Genomic DNA, 19,989 nt, shown 5'->3' on the forward strand with positions numbered 1-19,989 from the left:
GCCTTTCTAATTCTTTTCATAATTCAAAGATAAGTTTTTATGCTTAACTTAATGTCCAGGCTAAGTTACCAAGTCCAGACAAAGACACATCTCGATAATTTAAACGTCATTTCGTTGTGGATAATAGTTCTTTAATTTATTGCTCCACACTCAAAGAAAAGTTATCTCCCAGTTCTTTTTTAGTAAGTGAATATATCATACTACAGAAGATGTCTAATTCTTTAATATCTTCTAAAGAACAATTTATTACGTGTCCATTTGACTTAGGATAAGATCTAACAAAACTATTATTAAATAGAACTTTTCTGATAACAGACATATTGTCTATATCTGTATAGATTGAAGGATTACACCATTGAATTAAATCCCATAAGTATTTTAGGTCAATAATGTTTGGTATCATCTCAAGCTTATTATAGATAAGTAATACAAGTGATTGCTGTATTACAAAATGATAAAGTGTTGCTTGTGCTTCACAAAACACTTCCTTATTGTTGTCCTTAATATTTAGATAAGCTTTGTTTATTGCCTTTAGACATTCTTGATTATACCTTTTTTTATTTTCAACTATAAGATTCTCATCCTTGTCATAATCTATATACAATGAATTATCATAAAATAAATTTAAGTGAGTAAAATATTTGTCATAAAACTCTAAGAATTCAGGAATATTTCTTTTTCAATCAATCTTTTTTTGAAGCAGTATAGAAACCTTTACCTTCCCATCTACTTGTTTGGTAATTGTATTACTAAACTTGTTTTACAATATCTTATATCGTATTGATTTACTTTACTTTAGGAAGCATCAAAAGAGTAGTATTTCTTTCAACCAATTGGGCATTAAAGATTCTTGTCTAGGAAATTTTTTTATATCATCAATATATTTTTCCTTACTTGGTTCATATGTGAATTTTGGTTTTCTATTATAGTCAAAATGAGTATTAAAATCCCCTTCATTATTTACTACAAAAGATGCTGAAAACCATGCACCTTGTTCAGAGGATAATCTATACATTTTTTCTCTTAGATTCTTAGATTCCATTGTTATATCTACGCCAGAATCTTCAGAATCGAATGATATTATTTGATCTTCATTTTCATAAAAAGAATTAATTTCAATCATTTTATTTAATGCATAAACATTTATAGTATAGGTATCCCATTCTTGATTCGAAATACTTTCTTGAGCACCACTTAAAATTTTAGCAATTATTTCATTTATTTCTTCCATAAAATATTATTTAATTAAAAATTGTTGTTTTTTTATTTAAAATATAATTTTCTAATAAATTTATACTTGTTAAATGAACAATCTAAAAAAATAAGCTCTACACTTCATATCTTTAATAAAATCATCTAAAATAAATATTGGATAATCTTATTTTAATTATCTTCCATATTCAAATATTTTTCCTGTAGCCTCACCAATCATAGTAATATAAGCCTTTGTATCAACTATTTTTATATTCTCTATACTTTTTTTCCCTCCCAAAACCAAGGCAGGAAAATACCCATAACACTCACCATATTTAAGCTTAGGTAATTTATTTTTTACTTTCACATACTCTTTTGAATTAAAGTAATCTTTATCCTCAATACCATATTCAATAAAAATATTCAATAACCCTTCTATATTATCAATTACAAATCTATCACAACTCCTAATATCTATTCTATAACATCTATTTCCTTCATCAGGAGCTATTGTCCAATTTTCCCCGCCTTCCCATGCTATAGGTTCTCCTAAAGCAGTTATTCCAAAAATTATGGCTGGCTCTAACATTTTATCCACATAATGAAAGACAAACTCATATTCATCGGGATTAACAAGCTGTAAAAATCCATTTTCAAAAATTCCAAACCCCATAGTTTGCCAGATGTAGATTAGCTCTTGAGGTACAATATCTTTATATTTAGTAATCAATTCTTGAGGTACATCACTTATTTTGATGTAGCTATTTTTATTTCTATTTATAAATCTATCCATTAATTCCATAATTTTTTTTATAAAAGTTTTGTTCGGAATAAACATTTTATTTTGAATGAAGTATATGTTAAAACAATTAACTAATATCTTGCTGTCTTTTAATTTCTTCATCTTGACTATCTAGAATTCTAAATAATACATTCTTAGTGATTTTTTGATTTTCATCTAATTCTCTTGCCTCTTCATCTAACTCATAAATTGAATAAGATAGATGAATTTCATCAAGTATATTAATGATTTTCTTTAATAAAATAGATATATCATCGTGATCATTATAAAATAATACTCCAGTGAATACTGGTTCTTTCTTCTCTATTTTACATTTTATTTCACCTAAAGATGCCATAGTAAGTTGTTTTATTTTAAATAGTGACTTACTATCTATTTCTTTTTCATTTAATATAATTGCTATTCTAGACATATTTTTAAAATCATTATCTGTAGTAAGCTAATTTATATTAAAAATTGGACTTCTTGTCTAAACTCTATTATTTCATTTACCATAAACACTAATACCAGTTTTCTACTTTCCTAATCATTTCAACATGTGTAGCAGTATCTAAGATTTGAATATTATTAATGTCTCGTTTTCCTCCTAAAGGAATTAGAATTGGGCTTCATTGATTAAAATTTTTAGTAATACTTAAAAGATAGGTTTATTCTTTTCATTAAAGCTTGTGGTTATCTCTTGTTCGAATTCGTTAAAGTGATGCTTTAATAGATTATTTAGATAAGTATAGACAGATACCTTATTTTCGCCTATTACTTGAACTATACGGGTTAACTTTTTATGGAATTCAGGTCGAATATAAACCATTTTGCCATCTTTTGCTTTAGTAGATACTTCTTTTAAAAAAGTATCTACATAATTCTCTATACCCTTAGTCGCTTGTACTTGAGCTGATTCTCTTAATTGATTAAGTTTTTCCATTATAAAATAGGTTTGAATTTTTCATTAAAATACTGGGTAATCTCAGCGTTATACTGCTGTAGATGTTGCTTTAAGATATTGTCTAAATAAGAGTAAAGCGTAGTTTTTTCTTCTTTAGCTAGTTGGGTTATACGAAGTAATACTTCGTGATACTCAGGTCGGATATAAACAACCTTTCCTGCTCTTGATGAAGAAAATTCATTAATTAGAAAAAGCTCTTGGTATTTAGTAGTTGCTAATTCTTTCTTTGACTTCTTCTCTTTGACTTTTGTTACTTCTTCTTGGCTTAGAGGTTCTTCTTTTTCTTCTACGATAGGTTTAACTTGTTCTACAGACTTAACTTCTATATCACCACTCATGATATTCATTAAGTAGTCTTCATCGACTAACTCATTTCGAGTGTCTTTTTTTGATGGTTGGTTTATTGTTCCCATATTGTACATTTTTAAAGGTTTACATTTTACATTATGGATAGTTGTAAGCTTTAGCTTGTCGAAAACTTTACTCTTGTAAGTTTTTACACCAAGATTGTTTTAAAACAGCTTTAAAGCACTAATTAAAAGACAATTGCAAAACTTACTTTACTATCTTACAGCAAAGGAAATATATATACAGTTTGAAAACTTTAAAATGGAGTTTTAAGGTTACACTTGGCTCTTTAGTGTCAAATAGTAAGTGATTTCTTAATATGAAATTACTGTAGATTTTACTTTGTAAAATAGGTGGATTTAGTAATCGAAAGATTACAGCAAGTTATGTTTTGAGGCACTCGAAATTGAGATTCGAACTTTCAAAACGACTTGCTCTTGCAGAGGGCTGGAAAACTACTCCGAAGTCGTTAGTTTTTTTGAGAAATAGTAGATAGACTTAAAATAATAAAGGGTCTATGTGCTATAAAGTTACTTGCTCCTTCATGTGCAGTCTTATTCTTATATTTTACTACCCAATAACTAAATGTCGCCAGATTAATCCACTTGCTTTCCAATCCTCTACATGAAAGTAAACAAATTCTTGTCTGCTCATCTCTTTAGTATTTGAAGCAAACTTACTTCCTTATATTATGTTATGAAATATGTGGTTGCTCGGGTGGATACGTTAGAATGAAATTTTAATTAACCAAATTACAATCTTTCTTATATAGAAATATCGATTACTTGTTTTTTATAAAATTCTTGTAGTAGTATTCACAAATTAAAAAATGAAGAATTACTAAGAAAGACCTTGGCGTTATTAATAATTTGTTATAGAATTAAACCAAAAAAACAATCTTAGAGTTTTATGGTATAATTTAACTGTATTTCACATTTGTATTTTATGTTTATGATAAATAACTTAGTAAAACAATAAAAGATACACAAATAATCCATCGAAAAATGTTGAAATATATCTTAAATAACTTCCTTTTATTTTTCTTCCTCTTACCTACACTTTTGTTTTCACAAAGCAAAATCACAGGGCAAATCTTTGATGCAGAAAGCAATCCTATCGAGTTTGCTACAATCAATCTACAAACACATCATAATACCCTTGTAAAGACTGAATTTTCAGATGAGAATGGAAAATTTGAAATAGAAGAAAAAACAGGAATTTATTTTCTTGAAATATCATACTTAGGAAATTCACTTTATACGAAAAACATAAATCTTACCGAAAATATAGATTTAGGAATTATTGCAGTTGATAATTCGATTAAACTAGATGGAATAGTCATTACAAAAGACAAGAAGCTTATAGAAAAAAAAATTGACCGATTAGTTTTTAATGTAGAAAATTCAGTAACAGCCACAGGAGGAGATGTTTTAGATATATTAAAAATTACTCCACGAATTAAGGTTCAAAATGACCAAATATCAATGATTGGTAAAAGCGGAATGTCTGTAATGATTGACGATAGAATGACATATCTTTCAGGTAGTGATTTAGCTAATTATTTGAGAACATTAAAGTCTGATGAAATAAAAAGTATAGAAGTAATTACAAATCCTCCTGCAAAATATAGTGCCGAGGGAAATAGTGGGATTATCAATATTGTTACCAAAAAACAAAGACAAGATGAATGGAATGCAACCCTACGAAGTACCTATCAACAAGCAACGTATGCAACAGGATTAGGTGGAGCAGGATTTAATTTTAAGAAAAATAAAATCACTTTATCTTCAAACTTGAATTATACTAATGGCTCAAATGCACCTATTGAAAATAACACTATTGACTATTCTAACATCACTTGGAAAGAGAAAAATAAACGTAGAGATTTTTCTAAATCTGTTTCTGCAAGAGTAGGGTTAGACTATAAAATATCAAATAAAATATCAACAGGTTTTATTTACAATTACTCACACAGTACACCTGAAATAAGAGATAACGCAACCACTACTTTGTTCAGTCCCGAAACAAACTTTGTAGATTCTCTCATTATAACCAAAGCAAAAAATGAACGAAAAAGAATCTCTAATAATCTCAACTACCATTTTATATATGATATAGATACGTTAGGTAGAAAATTGTCGTTTGATTTTGATTTTTTCAATTTTAAGCTAAATTCAAACCGTGTTTTTCAAACAAACAATTACTATAATGATTTTACACCAATAGAGAACTCTTATAGTTCAGCAGATAATAAAGGAATTCAAAAAATTACCAATTATTCTTTCAATCTTGATATAGAGCACCCTTTTGATTGGGCTCATTTGAATTATGGTGGTCGTTTATCCTATATAAACACAAATAACAATTTTGAATATTATGATTTAACAAGTGGTGTACCTATTTTCGATACTTCTCAAAGTAATCAGTTCAAATATAAAGAAAATACACAAGCTGTCTATTTTTCAGCTCAAAAAGAAATTAGTGAAAAATGGGAAGCAAAAATTGGGTTACGTATAGAAAACACACAGCTAAAAGGTAATTCTATAACATTAAATCAGGAAAATGAATCGAAATATACCAAGTTATTTCCTACTGCGTATCTCTCATTTGTTCCGAATGATAATCATTCATTTTCTTTAAACTATAATAAACGTATAAACAGACCTAATTACAACCTTCTAAATCCATTCAAATGGATTGCTTCTCCTTATTCTTATTCAGAGGGTAATCCGTATTTGCAACCCTCTTTTTCCAATAATATAGAATTGGAGTACATTTTTAAAGAGAACTACATCACTACATTATATTTCTCTCATACTGATGACGGATTTGAACAGACAGCTATTTTAGATGCCGAAACCAATATTCAACAGACTACTCCTTTAAATTTTATAATTAACAAGACATTTGGGTTTAATCAAACCATAATCCTAAAACCACTAAAATGGTTGAACATTAATTTCTTTGGAGATGTCTATTATAGTAGTACAGATTCTAAAATACCTGTAACATTAGATTATTTAAAAGGTTGGAACGGTTTCTTTTCTATCAGCAATGATTTAATCTTAAATAAAGAAAAAACCTTTATGTTAAATCTCTCTTATAATTATACAGCAAAAGGAGTAGATAATTTGGACTATAACACATCATATAATCAATTAAATGCATCTTTAAGAGCATTATTTCTCGAAAAAAAACTTGTGATTTCTTTATACGCTAATGATATCTTTAGTTCCAATCGCCCTATTTATACAACTTATTCCCATAATATTAAAAATTCATTTAGAAATTATTATGATGAGCGATTTTTTAGATTATCAGCAGTTTACAATTTTGGTAAATCATTTAAAAGAAATAATAGAGAAATTAAAAATAGTGATGAAATAAACAGAACTAATTAAAAATATTCTTGCAAGAATAGACCGATGAAGAATAATGTCTTTAAACTTGATTCATTTTTTAACTTTAACTCATTAAAATTATGGGAAAGTCAAAAACCTTTTCAGAACTATCAAAAAGTATTGAAGTTCTGAATGAAAATGCTCAAGGGCAATTAAGAGGTGGATTTGCTGTTTTTTCTTCCAATGAATTAATCACAGATTTGGAAGATTCAAACAGTAGTTGCACAAATAATTGTCGTTGCAAAAACAAGAACAGAAGAAATTGCCAAGGGTGTTCAAATACATCAATAGACAGACCTTAATTCTAACTGTTTTTACAAAAAAAAGGAAGATCTTATATAATTTAGGTCTTCCTTTAATTTCAGCAATCAAAAATATGACTTATTATGAAATTTAGTATGTATAATTTATTTCTTTCTTTTGAAAGGAAAATGTTAGCATATAATTCAGTAAATGATAAATTTATGCTATTAGAGTATGCTCTTTATGATTTACTTCAAGCTGCCATAAATGAAAATAACCCAATAGGGCTTCAAGAAATACACCCAGATTATTTTAATGCTTTAATTCAAAATGGTTTTATTGTAAATAAAGAAAAAGATGAGTATGCAGAAGTAAGAGAGATAATTATAAATACAGACCAAGACGAAAGTTTTTTTAACATTATCATAAATCCAACAATGAACTGTAATTTTAAATGTTGGTATTGTTATGAAAATCACATTAAAAGTTCAAAAATGTCTGAAGACATAATTAAAAAAGTTTATAAACTTATTGATAATGTTACCTCTAAAGAAAAGACAAAAAGCCTATATTTGAGTTGGTTTGGAGGAGAGCCTTTGCTATATTTTAATAAAGTAATGATTCCAATATTGGAATATGCAAATCGTAAAACGATTGAAAAAAATATTGGCTTTGAATCAGATATAACAACAAATGGTTATTTAATAAATCAGAAAATGGTTGATAATTTCATTCAATATAATATAACACACAATCAAATTACATTAGACGGTCATCGTGATTTACACAACACGGTCAGAAATGTAAATGAAAAGAGAGGCTCTTATGATGAAATAATTAACAATGTTAAATTACTTTGTAAAAATAACATAAGTACAACTTTAAGGATTAATTTTACAAATGAAACCCTGAAAAGTGTTTTAAATATTATTGAAGACATTAGTGATATTAGCAACGATGACAGGGAATGGTTAGAAATTAGCTTTCATCAAGTGTGGCAAACAAAAGAAAAAGGAAATTTAGAATTATCAGAGAAATTAAAAACAATAAAGAAAACTTTTAAAAAGAATAACTTTTTCGTATCGGGAAATACACGAGATAACATTAGAAACTCTTGTTATGCTGACAAAACTAATGAAGTAGTAATTAACTATAACGGAGATGCTTTTAAATGTACTGCTAGGGATTTCACGAAAAACAATAGAGAAGGTATATTACAAGAAGACGGAACAATTGATTGGTTTGAAAAAAATACCACCCGATTAATGGCTAAATTAAATAATAAACCGTGTCAAACGTGTCCTATTTTACCTTTATGTGGTTCGGGTTGCTCACAAGTCGCCTTTGAAAATAATGGAGAAGATTATTGTGTTTATGATTTTGACATTGAAAAGAAAAAAGAAGTAGTAAGAGAACATTTTATAGAATGTATGAATTTGTAAATCAATGAAGTTTATTCCTCAACATGATCAAATGGATTGTGGTCCTGCCTGTTTGGCAATGATTACAAGTAAATATGGTAAAAATTATTCGTTACATTATTTAAGAGAAAACTCTTTTCTGACAAAAGAGGGAGTTTCTTTGTTGGGCATAAATGAGGCTTCAAAAAAAGTCGGGTTTGAAACATTAACAGCTAAATTGACAATTGATAAACTAATCATTGAAAAAGAATCACTTCCATGTATTTTGCATTGGAATCAAAACCATTTTGTAGTGTTAAAAAAAATCACAAAAAACACTTTTACAGGGAAATACTTTTTTCATATTTTAGACCCAGCACACGGATTTATTAAACTAAACGAAGAAAATTTTGCTAAATCTTGGATAACAGATAACAACAAAGGAGTTGCTTTTTTTTTGAATCCAACAGAGGATTTTTATAAACAATCTCCTCCAACAGAAGAAAAATTATCCATTAAACATCTTATCAGATACTTATCCCCTTTCAAAAAGCAGATAAGTATAATGTTTATTTTACTTCTTTTGGGAAGTTTACTGAATTTTATTTTTCCTTTCCTTACCCAAAACCTTATAGACAAAGGAATAAACTCCAAAAACCTAAATATCATTTCTCTGATTTTATTAGCTCAATTAGGTGTTTTTTTAGGAGTAATTACTTTTGAAATTATCCGAAATTGGTTAATGCTTTTTGTAGGCACAAAAGTAAGTATCAATATTATTTCCGAGTTTTTAAACAAACTTTTAAAACTTCCTATAAAATATTTTGATACCAAAATGATGGGAGATTTTAACCAACGTATTCAAGACAACGAAAGGATTGAAAATTTTTTAACCTCACAAAGTTTAACAACGTTTTTTTCAATTATCACATTTTCAGTATTCTTTGGAGTTCTTTTATATTATGATTACAGAATATTATCAGTTTATCTAATTTTAACGATTATATCAATTTTATGGTCTTTTTATTGGTTAAGAAAGCGGAAAGTTCTTGACTATTTTCGTTTTCAATATCTAAGTGAAAATCAAGAATCTATCTACGAAATGCTCAATGGAGTAACCGAAATGAAATTGAATCAATATGAAGATTTTAAACGTAATGAATGGGAAAAAATTCAATACAAATTATTCAACCTTAATATACGTATTTTAAAAATTAACCAACTACAATTATCAGGGTTTGATTTTTTTAATCAGATTAAAAATATTTTGGTTACATTTATTGCTTCCACTTTGGTAGTAAAAGAAACGATGAGTTTAGGGGAATTATTAGCTATTTCTTATATTATCGGACAAATGAACTCTCCCATAAATCAATTAGTTGTTTTTTTCCGTTCTTTGCAAGATGCCAAGTTAAGTATAGAACGATTAAACGAAGTACAAACTCATAAAGCAGAAGAACATCAAAATCAAAAAACACTTCTTTTACAATCAAGTAAAGGAATTGAAATTAAAGATTTATCATTTCAATACGAAAGTTCAAAATCTCCTGTTGTATTAAAAGACATTAATTTTACAATTCCAAACGGAAAAATAACCGCTATTGTTGGAGCAAGTGGAAGTGGAAAAACTACTTTAATGAAATTGCTTTTGAGGTTTTATGACCCAACAACAGGAAAAATATTTTACAATGATGAGGATATTTTAAGTTTATCCCCAAAAAATATTCGTCAGAATTGTGGAGTTGTTATGCAAGACGGATATATTTTTTCTGATACTATCGAAAGAAATATAGCAACTGGAGATGAAATTATTGATAAAGAAGCTCTTGATAAAGCAGTTAAAATTGCTAATATCGAAAGTTTTATAGAAAATTTACCTTTAGGATATAATACAAAAATAGGAGCTTCGGGAAATGGTATTTCAGGAGGACAAAAACAACGAATACTAATATCAAGAGCAGTTTATAAAAACCCTCATTACATATTTTTTGATGAAGCTACGAGTGCTTTGGATGCCGAAAATGAAAAAGTAATTCATGATAATTTGCAGGAATTTTTCAAAGGAAAAACCGTTTTGATCATAGCACATAGACTTTCAACTGTAAAAAATGCAGACCAAATAATTGTATTAAAAAATGGGGAAATTGTTGAAAAAGGGAGTCATAATGAATTGGTTAAAAGTAAATCTGATTATTATAATTTAATAAAAAATCAATTAGAATTAGGTAACTAAAAAGCATAGCGTCATATAATACTAAGTTTTCGACTTCCCTAAAAGGCACAAGATGAAAACTCGTAGAACAGTATAACAGGGAACTTATAATATATTATACAGTTTCGAATTGTTTTCTATAAAATAATTGATTAGTATTTATATTAGAACTAAATAGACGTTTTTATTTCACTGTAATTAGAGTAGCATATTTAAGAGGACTGAAAGTTCCATTTTTATTAAAATCAATTATTAAACATTATATTTGACATTGAATCAAACGATTCCAATCATAGTTTAAAACTTTCCGAATAAGGTGCTCACTGTAATTTTAAAAAGTGAACATCCCTATTTATAAGGCATACGGTATAAAAGAGGCAATCCCTCTTTCTCCGCAAAGAAAACCGATAACGAGAGTTATCGGTTTTTTTTGTGTCTATTTACCTTTTTTTGGTTAGCTGTGATGAGTTGAACATCCCTAAATACGGTTGATCGTTTTTTTTATAAAACGAGGGGATTCAAAACGAAATAAATGGTTTGTAAGACGTTTATGCTTTTTTCAATATCGTATTTTATTAGTGTTTATTTAACATAGTACTATTTATTTGCTGTTATCAATATTGTGTTAATTTAAATGTGATTTCGGTTGGTGATTTCTTAACTATTTGTTTGGTTTAATATAAAACGACAATGTAGATCCTAGTTTTTTAAACAAATAGATTAGCAATCTAAATAAAACCAATTAAAATGAAACACGTATTCTTTAAAGCTAGTTTATTGCTAATGATGTTCTTACATAGTGTAACTAGTTTTAGTTCAGAGAGCAAAAAAAGAAAAGTTCTCTTCGTTATTTTAGATGGTATCGCCTATGATATGCTATCTGAAAAAGTTAGTCCTACCTTGATGAAAATTGGAAAAGAAGGGTACTTGACTAAAGCTTATGTTGGAGGAGGAAAAGACACCTATAGTCAGACTCCGACAGTCTCAGCTGTTGGTTATAATAGTTTAATTACTGGAACTTGGGTGAATAAACACAATGTATTTGGTAATTCAATTAAAGCGCCTAATTATAATTATCCGACAATTTTCAAACTTGTTAAAGACCTTGCACCTACTAAAAAGATTGCTGTATTTTCTACTTGGATGGACAATAGAACAAAACTAATAGGAGAGGGGCTTCCGCAAACCAATTCATTGAAAATGGATTATTCTTTTGATGGTTTTGAACTTGATGATAGACTTTTTCCAAAGGACAAACAAAGTGACTATATCAAAGAAATAGACAACATAGTAGTTCATAGAGCAGATGAATATATTAGGAAATATGCTCCGGACGTATCATGGGTATATTTACAATATTCAGATGATATTGGACATCGATTTGGCGATAGTCCAGAATTAAATCAAGCCATTGCTTTTGAAGATGAGTTAGTAAAAAAACTGTATGCCGCAGTTGAATACAGAGAAGAAGAAATGAACGAAGATTGGCTTTTCATTGTTACGACAGATCATGGGCGCACAGCCGAGGACGGTAAACATCATGGAGGTCAAACGGATCGTGAAAGAAGTATTTGGATTCTGTCAAATAAGAAAGAGCTGAACAATTATCCCAAGGCCTTTGAACCATCTATTGTGGATATACTACCTACGATGCTTAGCTTTTTAAATTTAGAGGTAGAAGAAGAGATCAAGCGTGAGTTTGATGGTAATAATTTGTATGCACCTATTTTAATTGATGACTTAAAAGCCCAAGTGAACGCAAATCAATTAGCTGTGTCTTGGGAAGTTGCACCCGAAGTGTCAAATGAAAAAGGGGAGTTATGGATAGCCACGACAAATAATGTGAAGGAAGCAGGTAAAGATGCGTACAAACTACTAAAGACCGTTAAGTTAGGCGATGGTAAGGCAAGCGTAAAGTTGTCAAAACAAGATACGTCTAGTTTTTATAAGCTATATCTTAAATCTGAAGGAGGTAATTTGAACACCTGGATTAGTAAATAAACGAAGGATGAAAACATATTTAAGTATACTAGCAACGTTTATTTGTGTGGTAGCAATTGCTCAAACCAAGAGAACGGGAATTGTAATTGATAAGGGATCCGGAGAGCATTTAATCGGTGTATCTGTTGTATTGCAAGGCACTGATAGAGGAACAATGACGGACTTAGATGGGAAGTTCGCCATTGAAGCAGATGACACAGATGTATTGGTTTTTAGTTATATAGGATATCTTGATTTCAAGATGGCAGTAGGAGATAAAAAAGATTTTACTGTTCCTATGAATTTTGCTAACCAAGGGCTTAACGAAGTTGTGATAACGGCGCTTGGAATCAAAAAAGAGAAACAAGCCTTGGGCTATGCCGTACAAGAAGTCTCTGGAGGAGAGTTTGAAAAAGTAAAGCAAAGTAATGCAGTAAGTTCGTTAACAGGAAAAGTAGCAGGATTAACTATAAAAAATTCAGGTGATTTTTTTCAAAACCCAGAGGTTAATTTAAGGGGAGCTAAACCCTTGATTGTCGTTGATGGAATTCCAGATCGAACGGCTGATTTTTGGAGAATAAACTCAGATGATATTGCCAGTATGAGTATCTTAAAAGGAGCTACTGCTTCAGCTTTATACGGTTCAGTAGGACGTAATGGAGCGATCATGATTACAACCAAAAGAGGAAAGGAAGGTAAATTGAGTGTATCTTTTAATAATTCAACAATGTTTCAGACTTCTTTTTTAAGAAAACCAAAACGTCAGACCACTTATGGAAACGGAAATCACGGAGGATACGCCTATATCGATGGTTCTGGTGGAGGAACAGAAGGTGGAGGTTGGATTTGGGGACCTAAATTAGATCAATTGGATCCAACGACAGCAAGTGGTTATTGGGAAACTACCCAATACAATAGTCCTATAGATCCTACCACAGGGGAGTTAAAACCAATTCCCTTTCTTTCAAGAGGAAAAAACAACGTAGAGAATTTCTTCAGAACAGGTGTATTACAGTCAAATAACGTATCCGTAGATTGGGGAAGTGATAAGGCAACATTTAGAATGTCTTTGTCTAACCAGTACCAGAAAGGAATTATTCCTAATACAGACTTGAACAATACTTCATTTGCTGTAGGGGGACAATTAACACCCAATGAGAAGTTAAAAGTAGGAGGTAAGCTCAGTTATAACAAACAGTTTACAGACAATTTCCCAGAAATAGGATATGGACCTACTAATTATTTGTATAATCTATTGCTTTGGACCGGTACGGATGTAGATGTACGGGACTTGAGAAATTATTGGAAGCCTGGGCAAGAGGGAGTTCAACAAAGACACTTTAATACCTCGTATTACAATAACCCTTATTTTCAAGCCTATGAGTACCAAAGAGGGTATGATAAAAATAGTGTATTTGGTAATTACTTTATCGAATATGAATTTCTAGATGGAATAAGCTTTAAGTCGACTGGTGGAATGAATTATTACGGTTTGGAAAGAACGTATAAAGAGCCTAAGAGTTATATTGGTTATGGTGATAAATCACGTGGTAACTTTACCGTTTTGGATGAGAATTTATTTGATATTACTACTGATTTCGGAATAAAAGTAGAGAAAGACATCACAGATTTACTTTCCTTATCAGGAGAGGTAGCTTATTCTAGATATCGCAGAAATTGGAATAATCTAAGTAGTGCTACAGATGGACTAACGATTCCTAATTTTTATAGTTTGGACAATAATGCGGGACCAACAATAAGATCGTCAAACCGAAAGGAAAAAGAGGGAATTAATAGCTTCTATGGTTTTTTAGATTTATCCTATGACCAAACTTATTTTCTTTCTTTAACAGGTCGTAATGATAAGGTTTCTACACTACCTACTCAAAATAATAGTTTCTTTTATCCGTCTATAGCTTCATCTGTTGTAGTGTCCAATATCATATCGATGCCAAGTTGGATTGATTTTGCTAAGGTTAGAGGTTCTTGGGCTAGGGTATCAGAAGGGCGTATTGGATCTAATCCATATAGCCATATTCAAGGATATGAAAAAGGAACAACCTGGGATGGATTGCCTTCGACGTACTTTGGAAATACACTGATGAGTAGCGATTTAAAACCAGAAACATCCGATACATGGGAAATCGGTACTTATATGCGATTTTTCCAAAATAGATTGGGTATCGATTTTACGTATTATCAAGCTAAGGATTTTAATAATTTAATCTATATGCCTGTTTCTGATGCTACAGGATATGAAAATAGACTGATCAATGGGGATGAGTTTGTGCGCAAAGGTTTCGAAATCGTATTAGATGGGCGCCCTATTCAAAATGAAAATTTTGAATGGTCCACTACGCTGAATTTATCCCACTATAGAAAATACCTAAATAAGCTATCGAATAACCGTACAATGACGGATAAGAACATTAAGCAAGGGGATCGCATAGATGGTCTTTATATTGATCAGTATCAGACAGATAATGAGGGTAATGTTATTTATCGAGACGGATACCCTGTAGCAGATCCGTACAAGAGATTTATTGGAAATAGCGACCCTGATTGGGTATTTGGATTGACAAATACATTTAATTATAAAGACTTTACCCTGAGTTTCACTTTGGATGGACGTCTAGGAGGAATGATGTTTTCTCGTACGAATCAAAAAATGTGGTGGGGTGGAGTTGATGTAGGAACAGTTAATTCGTATAGAGATGATGCTAATGCAGGAAAAAATACTTATATCGCAACTGGTGTGAAGGTCGTTTCTGGTGAGGTTAGTTTTGATAGCCATGGAAACATTGTCTCAGATACACGTGTATTTGCGCCAAATGATGAAGCGGTTAATTATATTTCTTATATGCAAACGACAAGTAATAATTCAGCTAAAAACTACCATTATTACAAACAAGACTTCATCAAGCTAAGAGATCTAACATTGACTTATACGCTGCCGAAAAAGGTTGTTGAAAAAACGCCATTTAGTGCTTTTAGTGTTTCTTTTATAGGCAGTAATTTATGGTTGAGCTCTAAGATTAAAAATGTGGATCCTGATTCAGGAGTTGATGCACTACAAACACCATCGATGAGAAGTATAGGTTTTAATTTAAATGCAAAATTCTAACAATGAAAAAGATAATATACACTTCACTTTGTTTACTATCCGTTTGGTTTATGAGCTGTGAAAAAATTGATGAATTACAAGACGATCCCAATCGCGTTTCTAGTTCTACTCCTGATTTGATTTTTACTGCTATTCAAATCGCTGCGTCAAATAATATTTCAACCTCTGCTGCGTTGGCAACAAGACAGTTAGGGAATACAGATGGAGTGTCAGATCATCAGTATTACAATTGGCAACGCGCTGGTTTTGACAATTATTTTAAACTGAAGCAAATTAGTAAATTAAAGCAAGAAGCTATTCATTATGATGCTCCAGTATATTTAGCTTTGGCCAAATTCTATGAAAGTTACTTTATTGTAGAAACCACATTGCTGTTTGGCGATGTTCCTTTTAGTGAAGCAGTGCGCATAGAACAAGAGATCACATCTCCTGCGTATGATGCTCAAAAGGATATATTCGTACAAGTGCTTCAAAACTTAAAGGAGGCAAATGAAGAGTTGGCTCAAATAGAGCAAGTGATTAAAGGAGACATCCTCTATAAAGGAGAGGTGTATAAATGGAGAAAGTTAGTGAATTCATATACTTTAAAAGTACTACTCGATTTGTCTGTTAAGTCCAACGATCCTGATTTAAAGGTAATTCAGACATTTAATGAAATCGTATCGAATCCATCAAAATATCCGATTTTTGAAAATTTAACTGATTCAGCCTTTTTAAATTACGTAGATAGTAAAACGAATCAATATCCCTATTTTAATAATAATAGTCTTCAAACTGCGTTTTATCTCGAAGAGTCTTTTGTTGAGAAACTGAAAGACTTAAAGGATTCGCGTTTATTTTCAATGGCTGATATGATTAATGAAAGAGTGGATGATAACAAAGAGAATTTTGCTAATTATGGAGGAATTAAAGGAAGTGATGCACTTCAAGATAATGTCAAAAAAGTAATGCAAGGCAAAGTCTCTAGAATTAACGCAAGATATTATCTAGATCCTGTCAATGAGCCAAGTGTACTTTTGAGTTATTGGGAGCTCCAGTTTGTGTTAGCTGAGGCATCCGAACGTGGATGGATCCCTAATAAAACAGAAGAATACTACACGAATGGAATAAAAGCTTCCTTTGCGTTCTACAAAAAACAAAGCACTCAAGCGTATCTCGATCAGGAAAAAGTTGTTTTGAATGGGGTGAATAATTTAGAGCGCATTCTCACTCAAAAACATATTGCTAGTTTTATGAATTCGGGTTGGCAAAGTTTCTTTGATAATAGAAGAACGGGTTATCCTGTATTTAATAATGATGGGACAGGAGTTTTAAATGGAGGACGAATACCAAAACGTTGGATGTATCCTAATTCAGAATCGATCAATAATGATACAAATTTGAATCGAGCTATTGATCAACAGTTCACTAATGGAGATAATATATATGAATTAATGTGGCTATTGAAATAGCATATTTGCATTTTTTCTGATTACAGGGCAGATATACGAGCGTATATCTGCTTTTTTATTTATCCATTTGAAGGATATCCTTTTTTAACCTAGCATTTAGCGCGACCTTTCGTTCAGCTCGCGCATTGGTAGCTTTGCTCTTGAAGGGATAAAACCAACCCCTATGTTCTTGTATTACTTGTGTTGGATGTTATTCATATTATTTTTGATAAAAAATAATAACTGCTTATAATTGCCAAATTTGTCAGGAGATAAAATAAAGGAGCTTTTATCCACTAAAACAATTTCACTGAAGTGAAATCCATCACTTATCTGCCCTGTTTTTCCTTGTAAGAAACTTTTGTGTTGATTAATTCGTACAATATCTTGATACGGTATAATTTTTTTTCTCAATCCTAAGAAATATTGAATTTCTATTGCCTTATTTCTGACAATTATTTTTGTGACTTTTAAAAAATCAACTGTTCCAAGGAGTACAAATAAAATAATGGCAAAGATAAAAGCGCGCGCTATTCTTTCTTTTGACGGATAGTAATTTCCATTCAAAAATTTAAGGCATATCCCAAGGCTAACAATAGCAGCGAAATAACCAAAAATTAATTTCAAAATGTACAGCTTTCTAAATTTGGAAGTTACGATGGACATTGAATTAGTTATAAATAAAGGGTTTTATGGTTTAAGACTTACTCTGATTCACACGATTTGGCTTATTTTGAATATTCTTGGATTAGCTTCTTTATTTTTTCATCTGTAGTATAGAGAACTACAACACCTTCCATAGCAACAGCACCAAATACAGAGGTCGATTCTGGTCCTTTTTGAAAGTAATAGATTTTATCAATATTCGACACCTGGAGTTGCTCAAAAATAAATTGACGGTCTTTGTGAAGAAGAGGATCGATTTGTATGGATTCTTCCCCTTTATTATAGAAAATTACATGCAGAATTTTCTTGCCACACACCGTTGCTTGTTCGTCTACATACTCAAGATAAGGCGAACGCAGATAAGAAGCAGAAGTATACTGAGGTTTATACAGTGTATCGCTATAGAGTTTGTTTGTGATTAAGTCTAACTTTTTTGCGTGCTCTTGTTCTTCTTGTAACTGTGCCAAGTACTCTATATTATCTTGTGCTAAAGCACAAGGTGTAGCTTGATTTTGTCCATATCCTTGGGTACAAAAAAGAAGAAGAAGAACTAAGCTGAGTTTGATTGAAAAATGCATAAGCAGTTGTTTGTTTAACGTAACTAAAGATAACAATAAAAAAAATAAAGGGTAGAATAACTGTTATAAAGGCACTATAACGTGTAGTATTTCAGCTAGTTTTTAACTGTAGTTGGTTTTTTAGTTTTTCGTCGATGGAGAAGGTAGAATACCAGAGTTCCTGTCGCATAGAGTACACAATCTATCCAATCGCTCGTGTAGCGTGTGTGGTGTTGAGGTAAATACCATTCAAAGTAAAGGCAATAAAACAATGTTATTGCAATAAGGAGAGGGAGGGGAAGTTGTAGGTGTTCCTCTTTTTTCATTTTTTGAGCTACAACTTGACAAATGCTGAGAACAAGTGGAAGGGTGAGAAAATCATTGACATAGTTATTGATCCAAGTGGGTATGGGGTATTGGATTTGCTGTAGCCCATAAATGGAACAAGCTAAAACTAGAGCAAAATAGAATAAAATTTTTCTCATGCATCAAATACATTAAGCAGCAATCATGCCAATGAGATAGGCAATTCCCGCAGCAATTCCCGCAACAATAAGCCAAATGGCGTTGAAGATCATAAAGAGTACTCGTATAAAAGGATTGCTGTGGTTGCGCCATTTTCGGATGATTCGCTCCACTTGGGTCGGTTCTCTACTGAGTTCTTTCTGAATGCGCTCTTCTTTAACGCGCTGTTGTTCTAACTGACGTTCTAAAATGAGGTTGATAATCGCCCCACAGTGGGTGCAGTAGTCTGTATTTAGATTTTCTGTTTGACAGTGTTTGCAAGTAATATAATGCTTACTCATGATGGCGTATAAATTAAAGGGTATTTGTTTTTTTGTTTGGTACAAAGTTGCAACATTTTTTAGCGTACAAAAGGGTGATTCACAACCGAACTTGTGCTAAAAATACGCCTTTTTTATGAGACGACCTTTTTTGTTCGTTTTGATTGAATTATTCCGTCAACATTAAAGTTAAAACTCCCCCTGGTTTAGTCCCTCTATACGCTATAATGACCTGTAAAAGAACGAAAAGAGTTGGGATCATAAGAGAATTATTTCTCCTTCTAGGTGGACTATTTGCAATTCGAACTGTTTTTAAATAGCAATTACCTCTTTTTTTTTAGTGATAAATTAACGAAATAAAAATCTATTATCTTTATTTAGACTAATTATGCGTTTGTTTTGACTTCATTCTAACGATATTATAGAATATTTTGCAAATAACAAAGCTTTGTTTTTAATTAGATTTAATATAAATAGTTTTGTAGGATAATTAAAAACACCATTTATATGAATCATTTATACACAAAATTTAGTTCAACTCAGGGGCGATTGTGCTCCTTATTCTACTTGTTTAACGCGTATAGGAATGCGTATTCCCATCGTTTTTTTAGTTAATTAATCACCTCAAAACAAAACACTATGTGTATCAATAAAATTAAGCGTTTGTTTTATTTACTCGCTTTATTTACCACGGGCTTTTTTACCAGCCAAGCACAGGATTTTAGACCCGTTACTTCCCAATCCTTTGATGGGGTTTTTTTGGAAATGCTGCGGCTATAGATATAAACAACGATGAATACCCAGATTTAATTTACTCTGGCGCAATAGCGGGGTATTCCATCGGAAATACGTCTGTCTTTTTAAATGAGCAGGGAGAGTTTGTTCCATTAGAAAATGAGTTTTC

General features: G+C 30.9%; 16 protein-coding genes and 1 pseudogene. 8 read left to right on the top strand and 9 right to left on the bottom strand.

The window, feature by feature from the left end; all coding sequences use genetic code 11:
* Nucleotides 1-136: 136 nt before the first annotated feature.
* The 6 genes from ACPDG9_RS08735 to ACPDG9_RS08760 form a co-directional block, all read right to left on the bottom strand.
* Nucleotides 137-604, bottom strand: a complete 468-nt coding sequence (locus ACPDG9_RS08735; RefSeq protein ID WP_430527377.1) for a hypothetical protein — start codon at nucleotides 602-604, stop codon at nucleotides 137-139.
* 201 nt (nucleotides 605-805) lie between these two features.
* Nucleotides 806-1,231, bottom strand: coding sequence for a hypothetical protein (locus tag ACPDG9_RS08740; protein WP_430527378.1), 426 nt, complete (start codon nucleotides 1,229-1,231; stop codon nucleotides 806-808).
* Nucleotides 1,232-1,387: 156 nt separating this feature from the next.
* Nucleotides 1,388-1,996: a T6SS immunity protein Tdi1 domain-containing protein gene (locus ACPDG9_RS08745; protein WP_430527379.1), complete on the bottom strand. Its 609-nt coding sequence runs from the start codon at nucleotides 1,994-1,996 to the stop codon at nucleotides 1,388-1,390.
* A 67-nt stretch (nucleotides 1,997-2,063) separates the two neighbouring features.
* Nucleotides 2,064-2,408, bottom strand: coding sequence for a hypothetical protein (locus ACPDG9_RS08750; RefSeq protein WP_430527380.1), 345 nt, complete (start codon nucleotides 2,406-2,408; stop codon nucleotides 2,064-2,066).
* Nucleotides 2,409-2,630: 222 nt separating this feature from the next.
* Complete coding sequence (locus ACPDG9_RS08755) at nucleotides 2,631-2,918, bottom strand: DUF3408 domain-containing protein (protein WP_430527381.1); 288 nt, start codon at nucleotides 2,916-2,918, stop codon at nucleotides 2,631-2,633.
* Complete coding sequence (locus ACPDG9_RS08760) at nucleotides 2,918-3,352, bottom strand: DUF3408 domain-containing protein (RefSeq protein WP_326368720.1); 435 nt, start codon at nucleotides 3,350-3,352, stop codon at nucleotides 2,918-2,920. The genes ACPDG9_RS08755 and ACPDG9_RS08760 overlap by 1 nt, the downstream gene beginning before the upstream one ends.
* 939 nt (nucleotides 3,353-4,291) lie before the next feature.
* Between ACPDG9_RS08760 and ACPDG9_RS08765 the strand changes: the two genes are divergently transcribed.
* The 7 genes from ACPDG9_RS08765 to ACPDG9_RS08795 all read left to right on the top strand — a co-directional run bounded on the left by ACPDG9_RS08765 (nucleotide 4,292) and on the right by ACPDG9_RS08795 (nucleotide 17,098).
* Nucleotides 4,292-6,688, top strand: coding sequence for a TonB-dependent receptor domain-containing protein (locus ACPDG9_RS08765; RefSeq protein ID WP_430527382.1), 2,397 nt, complete (start codon nucleotides 4,292-4,294; stop codon nucleotides 6,686-6,688).
* Between the two features lie 80 nt (nucleotides 6,689-6,768).
* Nucleotides 6,769-6,990 (top strand): hypothetical protein, encoded by a 222-nt coding sequence (locus ACPDG9_RS08770; RefSeq protein WP_430527383.1) that lies wholly within the window; start codon nucleotides 6,769-6,771, stop codon nucleotides 6,988-6,990.
* 84 nt (nucleotides 6,991-7,074) lie between these two features.
* The gene (locus tag ACPDG9_RS08775; RefSeq protein ID WP_430527384.1) at nucleotides 7,075-8,373 is read left to right on the top strand and encodes a radical SAM protein; all 1,299 of its coding nucleotides are present in this window, start codon (nucleotides 7,075-7,077) and stop codon (nucleotides 8,371-8,373) included.
* Between the two features lie 4 nt (nucleotides 8,374-8,377).
* Nucleotides 8,378-10,564: a peptidase domain-containing ABC transporter gene (locus ACPDG9_RS08780; RefSeq protein ID WP_430527385.1), complete on the top strand. Its 2,187-nt coding sequence runs from the start codon at nucleotides 8,378-8,380 to the stop codon at nucleotides 10,562-10,564.
* 726 nt (nucleotides 10,565-11,290) lie between these two features.
* A complete protein-coding gene (locus ACPDG9_RS08785) occupies nucleotides 11,291-12,544 on the top strand; it encodes an alkaline phosphatase family protein (RefSeq protein ID WP_430527386.1) in 1,254 nt (417 codons plus the stop codon).
* A 7-nt stretch (nucleotides 12,545-12,551) separates the two neighbouring features.
* On the top strand, nucleotides 12,552-15,647 hold the full coding sequence (locus tag ACPDG9_RS08790) for a SusC/RagA family TonB-linked outer membrane protein (protein ID WP_430527387.1): 3,096 nt from the start codon (nucleotides 12,552-12,554) through the stop codon (nucleotides 15,645-15,647).
* Nucleotides 15,648-15,649: 2 nt separating this feature from the next.
* Nucleotides 15,650-17,098, top strand: a complete 1,449-nt coding sequence (locus tag ACPDG9_RS08795) for a SusD/RagB family nutrient-binding outer membrane lipoprotein (protein ID WP_430527388.1) — start codon at nucleotides 15,650-15,652, stop codon at nucleotides 17,096-17,098.
* A gap of 174 nt (nucleotides 17,099-17,272) precedes the next feature.
* On the opposite strand, the gene ACPDG9_RS08800 is transcribed toward ACPDG9_RS08795, so the two are convergent.
* The 3 genes from ACPDG9_RS08800 to ACPDG9_RS08810 all read right to left on the bottom strand — a co-directional run bounded on the left by ACPDG9_RS08800 (nucleotide 17,273) and on the right by ACPDG9_RS08810 (nucleotide 19,106).
* The gene (locus tag ACPDG9_RS08800; protein ID WP_430527389.1) at nucleotides 17,273-17,704 is read right to left on the bottom strand and encodes a hypothetical protein; all 432 of its coding nucleotides are present in this window, start codon (nucleotides 17,702-17,704) and stop codon (nucleotides 17,273-17,275) included.
* Nucleotides 17,705-17,805: 101 nt separating this feature from the next.
* Nucleotides 17,806-18,321: a hypothetical protein gene (locus tag ACPDG9_RS08805; RefSeq protein WP_430527390.1), complete on the bottom strand. Its 516-nt coding sequence runs from the start codon at nucleotides 18,319-18,321 to the stop codon at nucleotides 17,806-17,808.
* Nucleotides 18,322-18,797: 476 nt separating this feature from the next.
* Entirely contained in the window at nucleotides 18,798-19,106 is a 309-nt protein-coding gene (locus ACPDG9_RS08810) for a hypothetical protein (RefSeq protein ID WP_430527391.1), read from the bottom strand.
* Between the two features lie 761 nt (nucleotides 19,107-19,867).
* Between ACPDG9_RS08810 and ACPDG9_RS08815 the strand changes: the two are divergent.
* Nucleotides 19,868-19,924, top strand: a pseudogene (locus ACPDG9_RS08815) (hypothetical protein); the annotation flags it as partial.
* Nucleotides 19,925-19,989 lie beyond the last annotated feature (65 nt).

This window comes from Myroides sp. C6-3 (genome assembly GCF_050522425.1).
GTDB lineage: Bacteria > Bacteroidota > Bacteroidia > Flavobacteriales > Flavobacteriaceae > Flavobacterium.